General features: G+C 71.1%; 18 protein-coding genes. 14 read left to right on the top strand and 4 right to left on the bottom strand.

Annotation, left to right across the window (positions count from 1 at the left end):
• The first annotated feature begins 70 nt into the window (after positions 1-70).
• The 4 genes from ACFVYF_RS19985 (at position 71) to ACFVYF_RS19970 (ending at position 2,909) form a co-directional block, all read left to right on the top strand.
• Entirely contained in the window at positions 71-658 is a 588-nt protein-coding gene (locus tag ACFVYF_RS19985; RefSeq protein WP_389457011.1) for a sigma-70 family RNA polymerase sigma factor, read from the top strand.
• A 196-nt stretch (positions 659-854) separates the two neighbouring features.
• A complete protein-coding gene (locus ACFVYF_RS19980) occupies positions 855-1,439 on the top strand; it encodes a sigma-70 family RNA polymerase sigma factor (RefSeq protein WP_389457009.1) in 585 nt (194 codons plus the stop codon).
• Positions 1,436-2,188 carry an anti-sigma factor domain-containing protein gene (locus tag ACFVYF_RS19975; protein WP_389457008.1) on the top strand — a complete coding sequence of 251 codons (753 nt, stop codon included), beginning with the start codon at positions 1,436-1,438 and terminating at the stop codon, positions 2,186-2,188. The genes ACFVYF_RS19980 and ACFVYF_RS19975 overlap by 4 nt, the downstream gene beginning before the upstream one ends.
• Before the next feature lie 280 nt (positions 2,189-2,468).
• Positions 2,469-2,909 (top strand): SPW repeat protein, encoded by a 441-nt coding sequence (locus ACFVYF_RS19970; RefSeq protein WP_389457006.1) that lies wholly within the window; start codon positions 2,469-2,471, stop codon positions 2,907-2,909.
• A 97-nt stretch (positions 2,910-3,006) separates the two neighbouring features.
• Here the strand turns inward: ACFVYF_RS19970 and ACFVYF_RS19965 are convergent, their stop codons facing one another.
• The gene (locus tag ACFVYF_RS19965; protein WP_389457005.1) at positions 3,007-3,774 is read right to left on the bottom strand and encodes an ArsR/SmtB family transcription factor; all 768 of its coding nucleotides are present in this window, start codon (positions 3,772-3,774) and stop codon (positions 3,007-3,009) included.
• Positions 3,775-3,976: 202 nt separating this feature from the next.
• Between ACFVYF_RS19965 and ACFVYF_RS19960 the strand changes: the two genes are divergently transcribed.
• Both ACFVYF_RS19960 and ACFVYF_RS19955 read left to right on the top strand, forming a co-directional pair.
• Complete coding sequence (locus ACFVYF_RS19960; RefSeq protein ID WP_389457003.1) at positions 3,977-5,251, top strand: aminoglycoside phosphotransferase family protein; 1,275 nt, start codon at positions 3,977-3,979, stop codon at positions 5,249-5,251.
• A 165-nt stretch (positions 5,252-5,416) separates the two neighbouring features.
• Positions 5,417-6,493 carry a hypothetical protein gene (locus ACFVYF_RS19955; RefSeq protein WP_389457001.1) on the top strand — a complete coding sequence of 359 codons (1,077 nt, stop codon included), beginning with the start codon at positions 5,417-5,419 and terminating at the stop codon, positions 6,491-6,493.
• 122 nt (positions 6,494-6,615) lie between these two features.
• Here the strand turns inward: ACFVYF_RS19955 and ACFVYF_RS19950 are convergent, their stop codons facing one another.
• Entirely contained in the window at positions 6,616-8,070 is a 1,455-nt protein-coding gene (locus ACFVYF_RS19950) for an APC family permease (protein WP_389456999.1), read from the bottom strand.
• Positions 8,071-8,269: 199 nt separating this feature from the next.
• Here ACFVYF_RS19950 and ACFVYF_RS19945 point away from each other — a divergent pair, with 199 nt between their 5' ends.
• Both ACFVYF_RS19945 and ACFVYF_RS19940 read left to right on the top strand, forming a co-directional pair.
• The gene (locus ACFVYF_RS19945) at positions 8,270-9,451 is read left to right on the top strand and encodes an ROK family protein (protein ID WP_389456997.1); all 1,182 of its coding nucleotides are present in this window, start codon (positions 8,270-8,272) and stop codon (positions 9,449-9,451) included.
• 144 nt (positions 9,452-9,595) lie between these two features.
• Positions 9,596-12,322: a sugar-binding domain-containing protein gene (locus ACFVYF_RS19940; RefSeq protein ID WP_389456996.1), complete on the top strand. Its 2,727-nt coding sequence runs from the start codon at positions 9,596-9,598 to the stop codon at positions 12,320-12,322.
• Positions 12,323-12,365: 43 nt separating this feature from the next.
• Here the strand turns inward: ACFVYF_RS19940 and ACFVYF_RS19935 are convergent, their stop codons facing one another.
• On the bottom strand, positions 12,366-13,799 hold the full coding sequence (locus tag ACFVYF_RS19935; protein ID WP_389456995.1) for a hydrolase: 1,434 nt from the start codon (positions 13,797-13,799) through the stop codon (positions 12,366-12,368).
• A gap of 256 nt (positions 13,800-14,055) precedes the next feature.
• On the opposite strand from ACFVYF_RS19935, the gene ACFVYF_RS19930 reads away from it, so the two are divergent.
• Positions 14,056-14,319 carry a GlsB/YeaQ/YmgE family stress response membrane protein gene (locus tag ACFVYF_RS19930; RefSeq protein WP_389456994.1) on the top strand — a complete coding sequence of 88 codons (264 nt, stop codon included), beginning with the start codon at positions 14,056-14,058 and terminating at the stop codon, positions 14,317-14,319.
• A gap of 244 nt (positions 14,320-14,563) precedes the next feature.
• On the top strand, positions 14,564-15,445 hold the full coding sequence (locus tag ACFVYF_RS19925) for a GNAT family N-acetyltransferase (protein ID WP_389456992.1): 882 nt from the start codon (positions 14,564-14,566) through the stop codon (positions 15,443-15,445).
• Between the two features lie 213 nt (positions 15,446-15,658).
• Here ACFVYF_RS19925 and ACFVYF_RS19920 read toward each other — a convergent pair whose 3' ends face one another.
• Positions 15,659-16,462 (bottom strand): GNAT family N-acetyltransferase, encoded by an 804-nt coding sequence (locus tag ACFVYF_RS19920; RefSeq protein ID WP_389456990.1) that lies wholly within the window; start codon positions 16,460-16,462, stop codon positions 15,659-15,661.
• A gap of 271 nt (positions 16,463-16,733) precedes the next feature.
• On the opposite strand from ACFVYF_RS19920, the gene ACFVYF_RS19915 reads away from it, so the two are divergent.
• From ACFVYF_RS19915 to ACFVYF_RS19900, 4 genes are all read left to right on the top strand, one after another.
• Positions 16,734-17,417, top strand: coding sequence for a response regulator (locus ACFVYF_RS19915; RefSeq protein ID WP_389456988.1), 684 nt, complete (start codon positions 16,734-16,736; stop codon positions 17,415-17,417).
• A gap of 39 nt (positions 17,418-17,456) precedes the next feature.
• Entirely contained in the window at positions 17,457-18,158 is a 702-nt protein-coding gene (locus ACFVYF_RS19910) for a hypothetical protein (protein ID WP_389456987.1), read from the top strand.
• Between the two features lie 253 nt (positions 18,159-18,411).
• Entirely contained in the window at positions 18,412-19,158 is a 747-nt protein-coding gene (locus ACFVYF_RS19905; RefSeq protein WP_389456986.1) for an MBL fold metallo-hydrolase, read from the top strand.
• A gap of 131 nt (positions 19,159-19,289) precedes the next feature.
• Positions 19,290-20,351, top strand: a complete 1,062-nt coding sequence (locus ACFVYF_RS19900) for an acyltransferase family protein (RefSeq protein WP_389456984.1) — start codon at positions 19,290-19,292, stop codon at positions 20,349-20,351.
• Positions 20,352-20,369: the final 18 nt, after the last annotated feature.

The raw sequence follows: 20,369 nt of genomic DNA, 5'->3' as shown, positions 1-20,369 counted from the left end.
GAACGCGTCCGGTGCCCACGATGGGGGCTGTCGGGACGTGCATTCCGCCGCATCGCGAGGAGCCAGGGCCATGACCACACAGACGCTGCCCCCGAGGCCGTCCGCGGAGGAGACGCCGGCCGACGCGGACCTCACCCGGGCCTTCGTGGACGGCGACGAAGGGTCGCCGGCCGCCGCCTACCGCCGCTGGGGCGCCCTGGTGCACACTCTGGCCCGGCGCTCGCTCGGGGATGCGGGGGAGGCCGAGGACGTCACCCAGCAGGTGTTCCTGGCCGCGTGGCGAGGCCGGGGCGGCTACCGGCCCGACCGCGGGACCCTGGCCGGGTGGCTCGTCGGCATCACCCGCCGCAAGATCGCCGACGCCCTGTCCGCCCGGACCCGCCGGACCGGCCTGATCGCGGCCGCCGGCGCCGCCCTCGCGCTCGACGATCACACCATCGGGCATCCGGACGCCGTACTCGACCGGGTTCTTGTCCGGCACGAGCTCGCCAGACTGCCCGGACCCCAACGGCACGTCCTCCACCTCGCGTTCTACGAGGACCTGACCCAGACCCAGATCGCCCGGCGCACCGGCCTGCCGCTGGGCACGGTCAAGAGCCACGCCCGCCGGGGACTTTGCCGGCTGCGCCACTGTCTCCAGCAGGAGGCCGGCCGGTGACCGCCGCCGCGGCCGGGCACATCGCGGGTCCGGTGAGGGACGCGCGAGCCGATTCGACGCACCAACCGTGCGACCGCTGCGGGCCGGGGCGCCCCAGGCCCGGACGTTCCTGCGGATTTCCCGCCGCGCGCCAATCCGCCGCCGTACCGGCTCCGGATCACCTGCGTACCACTCGTCCGTCCTGGAGGACCACCCCGTGAAGGAAGTCGTGGAGATCGGGAGAAACCCCTTTGCCGGGCCGAGCCTGCCGGATCTGATGGGCGAGGTCGCCCGGGGCGACCAGCAGGCCTTCGCCTCCGTCTATGACGCTGTCGCGGGTCCGGTGCTGGGGATCGTGCGACGGGTGCTGCGCGACCAGGCCCAGTCCGAGGAGGTCGCGCAGGAGGTGCTGGTCGAGGTGTGGCGGACCGCCGCGCGCTACCGGCGCGACCGGGGGTCGGTGATGAACTGGGTGCTCACGCTCGCCCATCAGCGTGCCGTGGACCGGGTGCGCTCGGTCGAGGCGTCGGCCGCGCGCGAGACGAAGGCGGCTCTGCTGGACCGTACGCCCGAGTTCGACGAGGTGACCGAGCAGGTGGAGGCCCGTCTCGAACGCGAGCAGGTGCGGCGCTGTCTGCGCACGCTGACCGAACTCCAGCGGGAGTCCGTGACCTTGGCGTACTACCGCGGCCTGACCTACCGCGAAGTGGCGGAGCTGCTGGCGCTTCCGCTGGGGACGGTGAAGACCCGGCTGCGCGACGGTCTCATCCGGCTGCGCGACTGCCTGGGGGTGACCGCGTGACCACCGTCGACCTGCACACCCTCACCGGCGCGTACGCGCTGCACGCCCTGTCCGAGGGTGAGCGCGACGCGTTCGAACGGCACGCCGCGGACTGCGAGGCCTGCGCGCTGGAGGTCCGCGAGCTGGCCGAGACCGCCACCCGTCTGGGCCTCGCGGTCTCCGCGTCCCCGCTGCCCGCCCTCAAGAGCCGGGTCATGCAGCGGATCACGGCCGTCCGCCAGGACGCGCCCCGCACCGTTGCGCCCCCGCCGTCCGTGCGGGCGGTCTTCCGGGCACGTGGTCTGACACGGTGGGTGCCGGCCGCGTGTCTCGCCGCCGCGGCCGCCCTCGGTGGCACGGCCGTATGGCAGCACGACACCGCGCAGGACGCCCGGAACCAGGCCCGGCAGGCCGAGGCACATGCCGATGAGCTGGCCGCGGTCCTCGGCTCCCCCGACGCCAGGACGCGTACCGCGAAACTGGGTGATGGGGCCCGTGGCACCGTCGTCGTCTCCCAGAGCCGCGACGAGGCGGTGTTCATCGCCTCGGGGATGGCGAAGCCGCCGAACGGCAAGGTCTACCAGCTCTGGTTCGACGACGACGGCACCATGCGGCCGGCCGGGCTGATGGATCCCGGGCGGACCACCGAGGCGGTCCTGCTGGACGGCTCCGTCGGCCGGGCGTCCGGCATGGGCGTCACCGTCGAACCGGCCGGCGGCTCGCCCGCACCGACCTCCGCCCCCGTGGCCCTGCTGAACTTCCCCGTCTGACCGTCCCGTCCCCTCCCGGCCTCCGGGACGGGACGGTCACCCCCGCGTCGCCGGCCGGCACCGGTGGTCAAGAGTCCCGCCGACCGGCGGCCGAGCCGTCGATCCGCGGCCTGACGTGCCACCTCACCGCCCTCGGGAACGGCCGCGCCCCCTGGCGCCTGCTACCTCTCTCCAGCACTACACATAAGGAAGAAATAAGAGCAGAATGTACTTAACCGGCTCTTACCGCATTCCGTACCAGACGCGGTGAGGTCTGCCAGAGAGACAAAGGAGACGAACCATGGCCAACGTCTCGCACACCAGAGGTGACATCTCGAGCCACCCTGATGTCCCAGAAATGCGGGACCGCTACGCCCGCATGCTCGGTGGTCGCGATGTCGCACTCGTGGACGGACCGGTGTTCCTGCTCGGTCTGTACTGCGCGGCATCCCCGTGGATACTCCACTACACGACAAGCCAGCCCCCGCTCGTGGTCCACAACCTGATCATGGGCATCGCGATCGGCCTGCTGGCTCTCGGATTCACCATGGCACCGGAGAGGATGTACGGCCTGAGCTGGGCCATGTGCGCGATGGGCGCATGGATGATCATCTCGCCCTGGGTCGTCGGCACGAGCCCGGACACCGGAGTCGTGATCAACAGCATCATCATCGGCGCGCTGGCCGTGGTGCTGGGGATGCTGTGCGCGTTCACGACGATGAGAGGCCCGACTCGGACGTAACAGGGAAACCGTCGTCATGCCCGGCCGGCCCGCCCAGCGCGGGCCGGTCTTCTGCGTGCGGCCCGGTGCCGGCCGGTAGTGGCCGCAGGCGCCGGCCTCAGCGGTTCGGGACAGACCACGGCTCCCTCGACAGCGGACGTCCGGTCTCGATGAACGACTTCAGGTTGGACAGCACCGCCGCCCAGCCGCCTGCCGCGTTCCTCAGCATGGTGTCGTCGGCCAGGTCCTCATGGGTGACGGTGAGCCGGACGATGCCGCCGTGCGGCCGGACGTCGAAGGTGACCCGCGAGTACCTGTCCTCCTGGCCCTCCTCCTCGGGTGCGACCCACGTCGTCACCAGCCGGGTCGGCCGCTCGCTCTCCACGACGGTGCCGACCACGTCGGCGATGTCCGAGCCGTCCGTGCGCCGGTGCTCCCAGCGGGAACCGGGCTGCCAGTCGGAGACGTTGCGGTGACCCCAGTAGGTGGCCGTCAGGTCGGCGTCTGTCAGGGCGTCCCAGACCCGCTCGGGCGTGCTCTCGATGTAGATGACGTACACGAAGCTCGGTTTGTCGGTCATGGTTCCCTCGGCTCGTCGCTTGAGGTCGCTCAGCGCACGCAGACGCGGGCGCTCGAATTTGTCGATCCACCGCTCCTGGATCTCGTGGAGCGGGACCGGATTGAGGTAGTGCAGCCGCTCCCGCCCCCGGCGCACCACGGCGACCAGGTTGGCGGCCTCCAGGACGCCCAGATGCTGGGTCACCGACTGACGCGTCATGGCGAAGTGCTCGCACAGCTCGCCCAGCGTCTGACCGTTGTGCTCGTGCAGCCGGTCGAGCAGTCGCCTGCGCGTCCGATCGGCCAGCGCCTTGAACACCTGGTCCATCCCGGGGTCATCCTCTGATCGCACACTCAACGTTATGCAGGCAATTACTTGCATGTCAATCGGAGGGGCTGGATGATCCCGGCGCTGAAGGAGCGCCGCTCCCCCGCCGAGATCACCAGCGGATACGCGTCGTCGGTTGAGCGGAGCGGCCAGTACCGGATATTCGCTGGCCGGGCGAACCCTTGCCGCGCACACTGACGCCGTGAGTCGAACTGTGAGCGCGTGGGTGACGTCTGGTGAGGACTTCCTCGGAGTTGTCGGCCCCTTGTCGGTGGACGTTCCGTGGTGGTCCGAGGTGGAGCCCGTCGTCGGCCGGCTGGAGGACGCGCTCGGTGTTCCGGTGCTGGTGCTACGGCTGCTGTCCGTGGACGGCGGCGAAGGGGCGCGGGACGGCCATGTGACGTACCACGTCGAGGCGTTGGAGCACCCGGATCCCGGCAGGCTGGACCATCTCCCGGTCGATCAGGGCGTGTTGACCGGCCACCAGGAGTTCCGGTCGCCGTGGGCGCGCCCCGACGGGCTGCGGGAACTTCTCGACTGGGCGACGGGGGCGCTGGCCTCGGCGGGACGTCCGGTGACCGGTCCTGTCGAGCAGCGCCGGACATGGAATCTGGCGGGGCTCTTCCGGCTGCCCACCGCGCGGGGCCCGGTCTGGCTCAAGACCACCCCGCACTTCGCCGCCGACGAGCCCACGGTCATCGGGGCGTTCGCGGCAGTGGACCGCGGGCTGGTCCCGGCGGTCCTCGGTGCCGGCGACCGCCGCATGCTGATGGAGCACATCCCCGGTGAGGACTGCTGGGGCGCGTCCGCCGAGACCGTCCAGGCGGTGGTGGGCCGCTTCGTCGCGGCGCAGGCGGCCCTCGCGTCCCGGCGCCCGACCGGTCTGCGGGACGGCCGCGCGGCAGAGCTCGCCGCCGAGGTCAACGCGCTGCTCGACGGCCCGGTCGCCCAGGAGCTCACCGCCGAAGAGGTGGCCGGTGCACGGGAGTTGGCCAACGGCTGGGCCCAACTCGCGGGGTGCGGCCTCCCTGACACCGTGGTGCACGGCGACTTCCACCCGGGCAACTGGCGCAGCGACGGCGGCCCGCCGGTCGTCGTCGACTTCGCCGACGCGTACTGGGGCCAGCCTGTCCTGGACGCCCTGCGCCTCTGCGACTTCCTTGCCGAGGAGGTACGGCCGGTGGCCGTTCGCGCCTGGGTCGACGCCTGGACGTCCCTCCTCCCGGCCGGCGATCCGGCCCGCGCCCTCGAACTCGCCGAGTGCCTCGCCCCGCTCGCGTACGCCGTCCGCTACCAGGAGTTCCTGGACGGCATCGAGCCCTCCGAGCGGCTCTATCACGAGGGCGAGCCGGCGGCGGAGCTCCGCACGGCCCTCCGCCTCGCCCGCAACCCGAGCCCGCTCTTCGCCCCGGGCACCGCTGCCGCGTCCTCAGGGGGCGGGATCCTGCCGACGCCGGGTCCGGCGATGACTCGCTGAGCCCTGGGGGGCCACACCGGCTCCCGCAGGGACCCGGGGCCGGGGCTCGCTTCGCGTGACCGGCGCCGTAGCCGGATCTCTGAGGTCAGTCGATCCGGTCAAGGCCGGCGATGGACCACGCCTGGATATGCTGGCGGCCCGAGGGGGGACTTGGGGGGGGCAGCGATGACCGGGGGCAACGACGACGTCGGCGAGATCCCGACGCCACCGCGCTTGGGTGCTGTTGTCGATCTGGCGCCGGTGCGTGATCGCGACCGGCCGGTGTGGCTGACGCTGAGCGAGGACGGCACGATCAGCCGGTGGGACGTGGCAGCCGGCAGCCACGAGACGGTCGGGGCCACCACCGTTCCGGCGGAACCCGGTCGCGCACCATGGAATGGCTACGAGCTCCGCAGACACCTTCATGCCTCCCATGACGGTATGTTCGCCGCGGTGGTCAACGACCACGGCCTGTTCGGCGAGGTGGTCGACCTCAGCACCGGCGAGGTCACTCTGGCTCTGGACAATCAGGGTGATGAAGAAGAGACAGTGCCGTTCTCACTGGAGTTCACGCGAAGTGGTGGGCGTTGCGTCGTCATCCACCGCACCGCCTGGAACCGGCTGGATGTGTCGGACGCGCAGACCGGAGCACTGCTGACCGACCGCACGCTCCCCACGCGTGCAGACCCGCAAGCCGTGCTGGAGCACGACCTCGACTACTTCCACGGCGCGCTGTATGTGAGCCCCGATGGAAAGCGGATCCTGGACGACGGCTGGATATGGCAGCCGGCCGGGATCCCTGCGGTGTGGGATCTCGGCCCATGGATCGAGGGCAACGTCTGGGAGTCCGAGGACGGTCCGAGCCGGGTCGATCTCTGCGACCGGTGGTACGACTGGAATCGTGCCGTGACCTGGATCGACTCGACCCGGGTCGCCGTCGAGAGCCTCGGCCACGACGACATTGACACGCGCCCCGGGGCACGGATCATCGATACGAGCCGAACCGGTCGAAGTGAACCGCCGCGGAGGCCGAGGGCCGTGGAACTCCTCGCGTTCGAAGGGCCCACCGGGCGCTTCTTCAGCGATGGCACCCACCTGTTCAGTTGTGGTGACACCGGTCTGTCGCTATGGGATCCGGCTGAGGGGAAGCTTCTGGGCACCATTCCCGGCTTCTCCCCCGCGTACTACCACCCGGGTGCCCGGCAGTTCTTGCAGCTCGCCGACGGCGTGGTCCGCCACTGGACCGCACGACGGGTCCCGTAGTCGCGCCCGCGGGACCCGACGGCGAGCTTCCGTCCGTGTCGTGCCGCGATCGCCCGGGCGCAGGCCGCGATCCCCCGGGACGCCGCGTGCGCACAGGCTGGGGCATGCCGTTGTTCTACGCCTCAGGCCCCAGCCGGTTCCGCGTCCGGTGTGCGAGGTGCGAGGTACTCCTCAGTGATCTCTTTCGGGCCGAAGGGCCACACCTTTTCGAAGCGCGCCCACAGGACGAAGGCCACGCAGCCGAGCGCCACCCAGGCCAGGGACCATTCGATGGGGTGACGGCCCGGGGAGTTCTTGTCCGCGTACCCGTAGATGGTCAGCCAGCCCACGAGGGCGACGATGCTCGGCACGGGGTAGAGCCACATGCGGTACGGGCGGCGCAGCGCGGGCTGGCGTTTGCGCAGGACCGTGAGGGCGAGGATCTGGGCCAGTGCCTGGACGATGACCATCACCGTGGTGAGCAGCTGGATCAGCGTGGCCAGGTCGGTGTGGCGGCCGATGAGGAAGCCGATCGCGGTGATCACGCCCATCGTCGCCAGGCCCAGCATCGGGAAGCGGTGCCGGGGGTGCAGCCTGGCGTAGGGGCGGAAGAAGACGCGTTCCCGGGCGGCGTCGTACGGGACGCGCGAGCCGCCGAGCAGTCCGGTGAAGACGGAGGCGAAGGCCGTGATGAGGATGAGCACCGTGACCGTGTCGGCCGCGCCCTTGCCCCAGGTCTTCTCCAGGACGGCGGAGGCCACGGACGTCGAGGCGATGTCGCCGGGGTCGGTCATCCGGTGCCAGTCGATGACGCCCAGGGTGCCGATCTGGAGCAGCAGGTAGATCGCCATGATGCCGAGGATCGAGAAGACGATGGAGCGCGGGAGCGTGCGGCCCGGGTCCTTGATCTCGGCACCCATGTAGGCGGTGGTGTTGTAGCCGAGGTAGTCGTAGATGCCGATGGTCAGGCCCGCGGCGAAGCCGGTCCAGAAGTGGTTGCTGGTCAGCTCGAAGGCGTGCGCGGGATAGGTGAAGGCCAGGTCGGGGCTGAAGTCGGTGGCAGCGGCCAGGATCACCAGGAGGACCGAGGTGATCATGACGGCCCACATCACGGCGGTGATCCGCGCGATGTGCTCGATGCCCCGCCACAGCAGCAGCACCACCAGCGCGACGATGCCGAGCCCCACGAGGTCCCCGGTGGTCTCCCCCATGCCCGGCGCCAGATAGCCCAGGTACTGGACGAAGCCGACCACTCCGGTGGACATGATCAGCGGGATGAACAGCATGGCCGTCCACACGAACAGGAACGGCATCAGACGTCCGGTCCGGTACTGGAAGGCCTGGCGCAGATAGACGTAACTGCCGCCGGAACCAGGCATCGACGCGCCCATCTCGGCCCATATGAGTCCGTCGGCGAGTGCCAGCACGGCGCCCGCGAGGAACCCGACGACCGCCTGCGGGCCGCCGAACGCCGCGACCATGAGGGGGATCGTGACGAACGGTCCGATGCCGCACATCTGGCTCATGTTGATGGCGGTCGCCTGGAACAGACCGACGCGACGGACGAAGCCACCCGTGGGGGGCGGGCTACCGGACATGGGGCCTCCTGAGACGAGACGCGGGGAGAGGTACGAAGTGACGGCCGACGCCGCTGGGCGGCCGTCGGATCAAGGGCGGCGGGTAACCGGCCGGCGCTGGGCTCCCCTCGGCTCGCCCGGCGAGGCTGACTGGGCGATAAAGTTAAGGAGCCTTACTAGATGCGTCAAGGGGCTGTCCCTCATGCGTGAGAATGGTGCGATGCCCGCCAGCGACGTCGCAGAGCAGCCCGAGCAGCCCTGGAGCCGCAGGCGGCTGCGCAGCACCAACGAGCGACTGCTGCTCGACCGGCTGCGCACCGGCGGCGCCGCGTCGCGCGCCCAGCTGGCCCGTGAGACGGGCCTGTCGAAACCGACGGTCTCCAGCGCGCTCGCCGCACTGGAGGAGGCCGGACTGGTCCGCGAGGCCGGCACCCACGCGCCGGAGCGCGGCCGGGTGGCGGTCCTGTACGCCCCCGATCCCGCGGCCGGTCACGCACTCGGCATCGACATCGGCCGCGGCTGGCTGCGGGTGGCGCTGGCCAGTCTGGACGGCGAGGTGGTGGCCCGCGCCGACGTCCGCAACCGGGCCCGTACCTCGGGCGCCATGGCCGATCTGGTCGTGAGCACCGCGCACCAGGTGGTCGCCAACTCCGGTGTGCGTCCGGACGAGGTGGCGCACGCGGTGGTGGGCACACCGGGTGTCTACGACGAGAAGCGGCGGCGGGTGCGCTACGCGATGCATCTGCCCGGCTGGGGCCGCGCGGGCCTGTTCGACCGGATGCGCGACGAGCTCGGCATTCCGCTGGAGGTCCACAACGACGCCAACCTCGCCGCGCTGGGCGAGTACACGTACGGCGCCGGAGCCGGCAGCCGGCTCTTCGCGTACATCATGATCGGCACCGGACTCGGCATGGGTGTCGTCAGCGAAGGGCGGCTCTTCACGGGCGCGCACGGCGGAGCCGGGGAGATCGGCTTCCTGCCCTGGCCGGGCGGCCAGAAGCCGGACACGCTGGAGGACGCGGTGTCCGGCGAGGCGGTCGTCGAGTCGGCCCGGCTGTTCGGCATGACCGGCCAGCTCACCGCGAAGGCGGTCTTCGATGCGGCACGGCAGGGAAACCCCGCCGCGGTCAAGGCCGTCGGGCTGGAGGGCGAGCGCATCGCGCACACCGTCGCCGCGGCGGCCGCGGTGCTCGACCCCGATCTGGTGGTGCTGGGCGGCGCGGTGGCCCACAGCGTCGATCTGCTGCTGCGCCCGGTGCGCGAGACGCTGCGCACCCTCACGCCGTTGCGCCCGAAGGTCGTGCCCAGCCGGCTCGGTGAGGACGCGGTGCTGCTCGGCGCGGTGGCGACGGCCCTGGGCACCGCCCGGGACGTGGTGTTCGAGCGTCGTTCGGCGTTGTGACTCCGGGCCCGCGGGCCGTAGTTCCGCCCGGCGCGGTGATTGACATGGATAGCTCAGCCGCCTAGCTTGTGGGCCCAGTTAGTAAAGTTTCCTAACTTGCAGTGCCGTAGCGCGGATGCTCCCCCACCTCCCAAGGAGACCACCGTGTTCCACCGCCCTGCCCTCGGACGGCGCTTCGCGACGGCGGCCGTCGCCCTGGGCCTCCTCGGCACCCTGTCCACCAGCGCGTGGGCCGGCGCCCACAACAGCGGACCGGCGGCCGCTCACCGCCCCCGCGTCACCTTGGTCGCGGCCACCCCCGGCAGCACCACCGCGCTCTCCGGGTACGCGATCCAGTCGACGGCGAAGGTCACCGACTCGGCGGCGGCCGTCTCCAGCCCCGGCTACCCGGCCCGTGACTGGTACCCGGCCGGTTCACGTTCCACGGTGCTCGCGGCACTGCTCGCGAACGGGAAGTACGCCGACCCGTTCTACTCGGCCAACCAGCAGAAGATCCCCCCGGCCGACTTCGACGTCCCCTGGTGGTACCGCTCGGACTTCACCGTGCCGGACACCTCCGCACGCACCTATCTGGACTTCAGCGGGGTGATCTCGGCGGCGGACGTCTACGTCAACGGCCGGCAGATCGCCACGGCCGCCGATGTGGCGGGCGCCTACACCCACCACGAACTGGACGTGACCTCCCTGGTGCGGGCGGGCACGAACACGGTCGCCTTCCGTATCCAGCCCAATGACCCGAACAAGAACCTGACCATGGGCTGGATAGACTGGCTCCAGCCGCCGCCCGACGAGAACATGGGGATCGTCCGCGACGTCCTCGTCCGCCGGGGCGGCCCGGTGGCCCTGCGCGACGCGCACGTCGTGACCAAACTGGACGTCCCGTCGCTCGCCTCCGCGGACCTCACGGTCAAGGCGAAGGTCCGCAACGACTCGGACAGCCCCGTCACCGCCGAGGTCAACGGCACCATCGGCTCGGTGACCTTCGCCAGGACCGTCTCTCTCGCCGCGCACGAGACAAAGGCGGTCACCTTCGCCCCGGCCGACGTGCCGGGGCTGCATCTGACGTCCCCGAAGGTCTGGTGGCCCGCGGGCATGGGCGGACAGCCACTCTACGGCCTCGATCTGACCGCGTCCGCCGCCGGCACCGTTTCGGACACCGCCCACGAGGACTTCGGCATCCGGGACGTGAAGGCCCCGCTCAACTCCGACGGCGCACGGCAGTACAGCGTCAACGGCCGCAAGCTGCTCATCAAGGGCGGCGGCTGGTCCCCCGACGAGTTCCTGCGCTGGGACCGCACCTATGTCGAGGACCGGCTGAAGTACGCGCTCGATCTCGGCCTCAACACCATCCGGCTGGAAGGGCACATCGAGCCGGACGAGTTCTTCGACCTCGCCGACCGCTACGGCGTCCTCACGCTGCCGGGCTGGGAGTGCTGCGACAAGTGGGAGGGGAATGTCAACGGGGACGAGCGCGGCGACAAGTGGACCGCGGCCGACTATCCGGTCGCCAAGGCGTCGATGGCCGCCGAGGCCGCCCGCCTGCGCGACCACCCGAGCGTCATCTCGTTCCTGATCGGCAGCGACTTCGCGCCCGACGCGACGATCGAGAAGAACTACCTCGACGCCCTCCAGGCCGCCGACTGGCCGACACCCGTGGTGGCCGCCGCCTCCGACAAGTCCTCGCCGGTCTCCGGCCGTTCGGGCATGAAGATGACCGGGCCCTACGACTGGATCCCGCCGGACTACTGGTACGCCAAGCGCGAGGGCGGCGCCACCGGCTTCAACTCCGAGACCAGCGCGGGCCCCGACATCCCCACGCTCGACACCCTGCGCCGCATGATGACCCCCGCGGAGCTGGACACCCTCTGGAAGAACCCCGACGCCAAGCAGTACCACCGCTCACCGTCGTCGACCTTCGGCACCCTGAAGATCTACGACAACGCGCTCGCCGGACGCTACGGCCCCGCTTCGAGCCTGGCCGACTACGTCCGCAAGGCCCAGCTCGCCCAGTACGAGAACGTCCGCGCCCAGTACGAGGCCTACGGGCGCAACGCCACCGACTCCTCGAAGCCCTCGACCGGCGTCGTGTACTGGATGTTCAACAGCGGATGGACCTCCCTGCACTGGCAGTTGATGGACCGTTACCTCGACCAGGGCGGTGCCTACTTCGGCGCCAAGAAGGCCAACGAGCCGTTGCACGTCCAGTACTCGTACGACGACCGCTCGGTGGTCGTGGTGAACAGCCGGCACACCGGGGCGTCCGGCCTCACGGCACGCGTCACCCTCTTCAACACCGACGGCTCCCAGAAGTACGACCGTACGGCCACCGGCGTGAGTGTGGGCGGAGACGGCGCACGCAGCACGGCGCTCACCGTGCCGTCCTCGGTGAGCGGTCTGTCGACGACGTATCTCGCCCGTCTGACACTCACCGACGCCCAGGGCAAGGAGGTCAGCCGCAACGTCTACTGGCTCTCCACCAAGCCGGACACCCTCGACTGGGCCAACACCGACTGGTACTACACGCCGACGACGAGCTACGCCGACCTCAAGGGCCTCAGCTCGATGGCTCAGGTCCCGGTCTCGGCCACCGCGTCGACGGCCGAGGGCACGGACGGCACGTCGACGACGACGGTCACCGTACGGAACACCGGGACCGGCAGGACGCCCTCGCTGCTCACGGACGTGCACCTCGTGGACGCGACGGGCAAGCCGGTGCTGCCGGTTCAGTGGTCGGACAACCAGGTCAGCCTGTGGCCGGGCGAGTCGACGACCCTCAAGGCCACGTACCGGACAGCCGATCTGCACGGCTCCCCTGCCCGGGTGCGCGTCTCCGGGTGGAACACGCCGGAGCGAACGGTCCCGGTGAGGTGAATGCAGAGGGGGCGGGCCCCGGCAACGGGCCCGCCCCCGTCGCTCAACTCACGTTGACCGCCGTGTCGTCCAGGACGAACGACGTCTGCAGGGTGGAGCCTTCGACGCCGGTGAACTTGACGGTGACCGTCTGCCCGGCATACCCGCTCAGGCTGAAGCTGCGCTGGGTGTACCCCGAACCGGCGTTCAGGTTCGAGTAGGTGGCCAGGGTCGACAGCACGGTGCCACCACTGTTGAGGACCTGGGCCTTGAGGGTGTCGTACGCCGTGCTGGTGGTCGTCTCGGCCGTGACCACGTGGAGATAGAAGCTCAGGGTGGCGGCGCAGCCGGACGGGATGGTCACCGACTGGGCCAGTGTGTCGGTGTGCGCGGAGCCGTAGCCGTTCAGCCAGGCCTTGTACGAGCCCGTACGGGCGGCTTCGCCGGAGTCGTTGGTGATCACCCCGCTGCTGGTCGTCCAGGACGAACTGCCCGACTCGAAACCGGGGTTGGCGAGCAGCTGGGCGGCTGTGCAGGTGCCGCCTCCACCGCTGCTGCTGCCCCCGGCGAGCCACTCGGTGGCGTTGAGGGCGAGGGCGGCGTTCGTCGCACCGGAGTCGTTCCAGCCGTCGTACAGCGTGTTGCCGGACTGGCCGGTGCCGTCGTCGATCGGGGAGCTGTCGCCCCAGAACGCGACGCGGCCGCTGCCGAACGTGCTGGTGGCGAAGAAGGCGCCCGTGTTCCCGGAGTAACCGGTGCGGTAGAGCAGGCCCTTGACGGCTCCGTTGTCGGCGGGCTTGAGCGTGGCCGTCGTACCGCTGGCGATGAGGCTCTTGCTGACCGTGCCGAAGGATCCGTGCAGGACCGCGTTGGAGCTGTCGCTGACGGCGCTCGGGTAGTCCGAACTGATGCTCAGCGAGTCGATGGAGAAGCCGAACGGGTCTGTGCTGTCGACACTGTTGTTGGTCATCAGGTCGTTGAGGATCTCGACCGCGTCCTCGCCGTCGTTGTTGCGGTCGGCGCCGGTGTGGTCGGAGATCATGAACAGGCCGCCGCCGTTCTTGACGAACGTCATGATGGCGGTCTTCTCGGCCGTGGTGAAGAGCGTGTTCGGTTCGGGCAGGACCAGGGTGTCGAAGTTCTTCAGATCGGTGGTGGCGGAGCCGCCGTAGGAGAGGCTGGAGCCCGAAGGCAGCGTCTTGAGGCTGTAGTTGCCGGTCTTCTGCAGGGCTACGCCCCAGGACGAGATCGCGCCGGTCCAGTCGGTTTCGGCGGAGGGTGTGGAGTCCTGGCCCAGGGGGTCGGGCTGACTGGTGGAGAGGATCCAGTCGGCGTTGCCGGCCGTCTCGGCGTGCGCGTTGTCGAACAGGACGCGGTGGGGGGTGGCAGCGGCGGCCGGAGCGGCCGAGGACGCCTGGACGGCGGCGCCCGTGGTGAGCAGTCCGAACACGGTCAGCGCCGTGGTGAGTCTGTGGCGGGACCTTCTGAATCCGAGCATCCGGCAAACCTCCGTGAGGGGTGGGGAGAGGCGGTGCGGGCGCCAGTCTGCGCGCGTAGAACGGCCGTTGACCGAGCCCCGCACGACAGGCCATTGAACGGTACATGGCAAGTCGGGGTACTGAACAGAAGACCGTGACCGGCAGGGTGGGACTGACTCCCCCTCGAAGGGGAAGACGCCCGGTGCGGGGAGCGACTGGCTCCGCCTCGAACGGGAAGACGCCCGGTGCGGGGAGTTCCGACGAAGAGGGGCAGAGATGGAGATCTCGGGCATCATCAGTGCCATCGTGATCGGTATCGTCATCGGCGTTCTGGGCCGGCTGGTCGTCCCGGGGCGCCAGCGCATCGGCATCCTGTGGACGATCGCGGTCGGCATCGTCGCCGCGTTCATCGGCGCGGGCATCGCGGCGGCGTTCGGTGTGGCCGACACCGACGGGATCGACTGGGTCGAGTGGCTCATCCAGATCGCTCTGGCCGCCCTCGGCGTGGCCGCGCTGGACCGGGCGAAGGCGCACCGCTGACGGACGCCTGCACGGCACCGGCCCGTCGCCTGCGGCGGGAGGCGGTTCCGGTGTTCCGGGTGCTGGACGCCTGCCCCGGCACCCGACGGCTCACCGTGCCGAGGGTCCGGCACCTGTTGACCGGAGCCGCTCCCGCGTCGGGAGCGGCTCCGCCCCTGCGCGGGCAAAACCTGTTGCGGGCGTCGCGAAACGGCGGCTAGCTTCTGCGGGCTCACCACCGCATCCCGCAGCCCACGGAGACACCTTGCCCCTGCGCATCACGCCCCTGACCGATCCCGAGCCCACGCCGTCGAGCCGACGGCTGGCATGGCTCGCCTCCGACGACGGGGGTGTGCCCGTGGGTTCCGCCTTCGTGCGGCTGTTCACGAAGGAGGGGCAGGAGCATCTTGCCGAGCTCGAAGGGGCGGTGCATCCCGCGGAGCGCCGGCGGGGCGCCGGGACGCGACTGCTCGACGCGGCCGTCGACGCGGCCCGTGCCGATCGTCGCCGGTCGCTGATCGCGCAGGCCGAGGCGGAGTCGCCCGGCGATCTGTTCCTGGCGGCGCGCGGTTTCCGGCGGGTGCTGGCGCTGACGTACGCGCGGCTGCCGCTGGCCGACGCGCCGCTCGACCGCATCACCGCCCTCGCCCAACAGCCGCACCCCGGTTACGCGTTGGTGCACTGGGACGGCACGGTGCCCGGGGAACTTGTGCAGACCTTCGCCGACTCACGGCGGGCCATGGACGACATGCCGATGGAGGGGACCGACTACGGGACGGTCGCCTGGGACGTGGAGCGGGTGGTCACGGCCGCCGAGACGATCGCGAAGCGCGGGGAGCTGCTGCACACGGTCGCGGCCGTGGACACCTCGGACGGCTCGGTCGTCGGCTTCTCGGAACTGGTCGTGCCGGGCGACGGAAGAGGGGACGGGCAGCACTACGGCACCGGCGTGCTGCCCGAGCACCGCGGACACGGACTCGGGCGCTGGATGAAGGCGGAGTCGATCCGGCGCGCTCGCGCACGGCACCCCGAGCTCGGCGGGCTGCTGACCGACACCGCGGACAGCAACGCGGCGATGAACGCGGTCAATGACGCCCTCGGATACCTGCCGACGCACCGGGCAGTGGAATACCAGCTGGATCTGTGACGAGACCGGTTGATCGTCAACTCGGCGTCGTGCAGCGCGTGTTGGCTGCCTCGGTGGCGATCCGTGCGCTCTCTCGGCCGGACCGACCGACCGGGCCGAGACCGTCGCCCCGCCCCCACCGGTCACGTCGCTGATCTGCGGCTCCGTGCGCTCTCTCGGCCGGACCGACCGACCGGGCCGAGACCGTCGCCCCGCCCCCGCCGGTCACGTCGCTCACGCGTCCGGCGCAACCCGGCCCGCGTCGACCGCGTACACGTACGGCGTCGTCGTGGTCAGGGGCACGAAGCCGAGGCGGGCGAGGACCGGGCGGCTCTGGCTGGAGGCGTCGACCTGGACGTAGCGGTAGCCGCGGTCGGCGGCGACCCGGGCGCGGTGGGCCACGAGGGCGCGGTAGATGCCGCGGCCGCGCCAGCCCTCGACCGTGCCCCCGCCCCACAGCCCGGCGAACCGGGCGCCCGGCACGAGTTCCATTCGGGCCGCGCTGACCGGTGTGTCACCGGCGAGGGCGACCACGGCGACGACGTTGTCCGCGTCGCCGGTCACCTGGGCGAGCAGTTGGTGGCGCAGCCGGGTGCCGTCCGTACCGAAGGCCTGCTCATGGACGTCCGCCACCAGGTCGACTCCGGCCCGGTCGGTGACGGGGAGCAGCCGTACGCCTTCGGGCGGCTCGGCGTCGAGCGTCAGATCGCCCAACTCCGCGATCATCAATGTCTCTTCCGCCTCGGCGGTGAACCCGGCCGCCGTCAGCCGCTGCCAGAGGTCCTCCGGCTGGTCATGCCCGTAGAGCTTCCACTCGAAGTCACGCCCCAGCCCGGTGAAGTACCGCACCTGCTCGGCAATCGCCGCGTCGGCGGTCGATTCGTCGAGGTCCGACCAGACCACGCCGTTCCAGCCCCGCTCGGTGCCGACCTGGCGCACCACCCGGCCCAGGTGATCGATCCGGGCGCCCGGACCGTCGGGCCGCGCACCCTCCCGCATGTCCCGGTCGAACAAAGCCAGTACCCCAACGTGATCCATGTGCTCACTCCAGCATCAGTTGAGAGGGCAAGCAATGGGATAAGTCGGGCAATCAGTCGGCCGGCGGCCCGTGAGGCACCCCGGGCGCTCCTGGTACGCCCGTCGGTACGCGCTGTTCCCGGCTCCGCTCGTCACGCACGGTTTTCGTCCGCCGTTCGACACGGGCCCTGCTCGGCGGCTGTTCGGGCGCGGTGTCGTCCACCATGGACTCCGTCCCCGACCGGAGAACCCGACGACCGCATCCCCGGACCCCGGAAGAAGACCGAAGCACATGACCATCCGTGTCCTGCTCGCCGACGACCAGGCGCTCCTGCGAGCCACCTTTCGCATCCTGATCGACTCCTGCACCGATCTGGAGGTGGTCGCCGAGGCCACCGACGGCAGGGAGGCGGTCGAGCTCACCCGTGTCCACCACCCCGATGTCGTCCTGATGGACATCCGTATGCCCGGCACCGACGGGCTGACCGCCACGACCACCATCTGCGCCGACCCGGACCTGGCCGCCACCCGTGTCCTCATCCTGACCACGTTCGAGATCGACGAGTACGTCGCCCAGGCCCTGCGCGCCGGTGCGAGCGGGTTCCTCGGCAAGGACGCCGGGGCGGACGCCCTGCTCGCCGCCGTCCGTACGGTGGCCTCCGGAGACGCCCTCCTCTCCCCGCTCGCCACCCGCGCCCTCATCACGCGTTTCCTCACGGCGCCCGCGCCGGGCACCCCGTTGGCACCCCCGGAGGCTCTCGCCGCTCTCACCGCCCGCGAACGGGAGGTGACGGCCCTGGCGGCCGAAGGCCACTCCGACACCGAGATCGCCGGGCGGCTCGTCGTCAGCCCCTTGACCGCGCGGGCCCACGTCCAGCGGGCCATGACCAAACTCCATGCCCGCGACCGCGCCCAACTGGTCGTCATCGCCCACCAGTCCGGCCTCGTCCAGCCCGCGCCACCGTCCGTGCGCTGAGTGTCGCCATGCGGCAATTGCTCAGGGATGATCTGTCGTATGGCAGAGGTGACAGGCCCGGGCGTGGATGACGCCCGGGCGTGGGACGAGCGGTTGGGATGGGCGTACGGACTGATAGCGGAAGACCCCGCTGAACGGGCGGCGGCACACGCCCGGCTGACCGCGGCGCAGCGCAGTACGGCGGTGGCGCGGGACCGGTTCAACGAGGTGTGGCGGCTGACGGCGGGTACGGGTACGGGCTCGCCGTTCGAGGAGCCGGCCCTCCTGCGCGCACATGAGGAGTACGTCGACGTCCGGAGCCACTCGCTGCCCGAAGGGCTGTGGGACGGGCGGGGCGCCGAGGACATCGTGACGTGGCCGGGGCTGCCGTACGCCCTGCTCTTCCTGGAGTGGGAGGCGCGGTATCCGCAGGAGTGGACGCGGTATGCCAAGGCGTGGGGCACGAAACAGGGGCTCCTGCGCGAGGTGGCGGGTGCGGGGCGGGACGAGGCGGCCCGGGCCAAGCTCATCGACCTGACCGAGACCGTCGTCCGGCGGGCCTACCGCTGCAAGGACCGTGAGTACGTGCGGGTGGCCCGGGCCGTGGACGGTGACGAGCTGCGGGAGCGGCTGACCCGGGCCCACCGCTCGGACAACCCGTGGGCGCGGCTGCACGCCGGATACGTCCTCTGGCTCCTCGACCACCCTGACGTGCCGAACACGCGGCACGTGTGGCGGACCTGGCTGGCCGCGGTCCAATGATCCGGGCGCGCGGACGACCGGCCGCCGTCCGGTGCTCCCGGGCACGCCCCGGATCACCGGATCCCGGCCGGATCTCCGGGTGCAGGCCGGATCTCCGGGTGCAGGCCGGATCTCCGGGTGCAGGTCGGCTGCCCTCCGCGGGCCCGCTCGGCCGCGGGTGCCGGGGGGCGGGAAGCGTCGGTTCCGCTCACGCGGTAGCTTCGCCCTGAGACGGCCCGGTCCGGCCGTGCGGTCATCGAGTCGCGGGAGAGTCATGAGCGAGGACGCGATCGTTCAGGTGGCACCCGGAGTTCATCTGGTGCACGGCAGCGACACGAACTGGGTCGTCCTGTCCGACGGGGACGCGGTCACGCTGGTCGACACCGGCTATCCGGGCGACCGGCAGGCGCTCCTCGCGTCGCTGGAGACGCTCGGCCACGCCCCCGAGTCCGTCGTCGCCGTCCTCGTCACCCACGCGCACAACGACCACCTCGGCTCGGCCGAGTACCTCAGCCACACCTACGGCATCCCCGTTCAGCTGCACGAGGCGGAACTGCCGCACGCCCGCCGCGAGTTCCTGCACCAGGTGTCCGTGGGCCAGGTGGCGCGCCAGGCCTGGCGTCCCGGAGTGCTGCCCTGGGCCGTGCGGGCCCTTCGCTCGGGAGGCAAGGCGGACGTCCGGATGACGCGGCCGCAGCCGTTCCCCGGCGAGGGCGCGCTCGATCTGCCGGGCCGGCCCGTGCCGGTCCACACGCCCGGGCACACGGCCGGTCACAGCGCCTTCCATCTGCCCGAGGCCGGCGTCCTGATCTCCGGTGACGCGCTGGTCAGCGGCCATCCGACCTCACAGGTGCACGGCCCGCAGCTGCTGCCGGCGATGTTCGACGCCGAGCGCGAGCGGTCCCTCGCGGCGCTCCGGACCATCGAGGACCTGCCGGCGGACGTTCTGCTGCCGGGGCACGGTCCGGTGCACCGCGGCCCGCTGCGTGCGGCCGTGGAGCACGCGCGGGAGCTCGGCTAGCCGGCCGGCCGCGCGTCGCCGCTCCGTGGTCAACGGCGCCCGTCCGGGCCGGGAGAATCTCCGGTGACTGGCCGCTCCGTTCCCGGGCAGGCGGCTGACAGTCAGATCCTCCCCCAGGTCATGGAGACGTGGTGCCGCACGAAGACGTCCCCCCACCCGCACGCCCCGGCAGGGACGCGTACTTCGACAACGCGAAGTACCTCACCATCGTGCTCGTGGTCTGCGGACACGCCTGGGAGCCGCTGACGTACGGCAGCCGGACCGTCACGGCCGCCTATCTGACCGTGTACGCGTTCCACATGCCCGCGTTCGCGCTGATCTCCGGGTACTTCTCGCGGAGCTTCGACATGGCGCCCGGACGGCTGCGGCGTCTGCTCACCGGGGTCGTGGTGCCGTACCTCGTCTTCGAGACGGCGTACACGCTCTTCTACCGCTGGGCGCAGGACGACCCGGGGTATCCGCTGAGCCTGCTGGATCCCTGGTACGTGATGTGGTTCCTGGTCGCGCTGTTCGTCTGGCGGATGACGACGCCGGTGTGGCTGGCGCTGCGCCACCCCGTGCCGGTCGCCCTCGGCCTGGCCGTGCTCGCCGCCGTCTCACCCGAGCTGGGCGGTGATCTCGCGCTCCAGCGGGTGCTGGGATTCATGCCGTTCTTCGTGGTCGGGCTGACGCTGCGGCCGGAGCATTTCGAGCGGGTACGCAGCCGCCGCACACGGCTGCTGGCCCTGCCGGTGGGCGCGGGCGCCCTGGCGGTGGCGTACTGGGTGGCGCCGTGGTTCGACGCGGGCTGGCTCTACCACCGGGGCAGCGTGACGGGGCAGGGGGCACCGGCCTGGGCGGGGCTGCTCACGACGCCCGCGCTGTTCGCCCTGGCGCTGCTGCTGACGGCGTGCTTCCTCGCCTGGGTGCCGCGCCGGCACAGGTGGTTCACGACGCTGGGCGCCGGGACGATGTACGGCTATCTGCTGCACGGCTTCCTGATCAAGTCGTCCCGCTTCTGGAACTGGTACGACCGCCCCTGGCTGCACACCCCGCTCGGTGAACTCGCCGTCACCGCAGCCGCGGTGACCGTCATGACGCTGTTGTGCACGAGCCCGGTGCGTGCGGTCTTCCGGTACGTCGTCGAGCCGCGTATGGACTGGGCGTTCGCGCGCCGGCCCCGCTCCGGCGCGCGGGCGCCGGAGGCCCACTGACCGCGCAGCCCCGGCGCC

It is taken from the genome of Streptomyces sp. NPDC058274, assembly GCF_042881375.1.
Lineage (GTDB): Bacteria > Actinomycetota > Actinomycetes > Streptomycetales > Streptomycetaceae > Streptomyces.
Note: the sequence above shows the minus strand (reverse complement) of the source record. Positions and strands in the feature narration are given on the sequence as shown.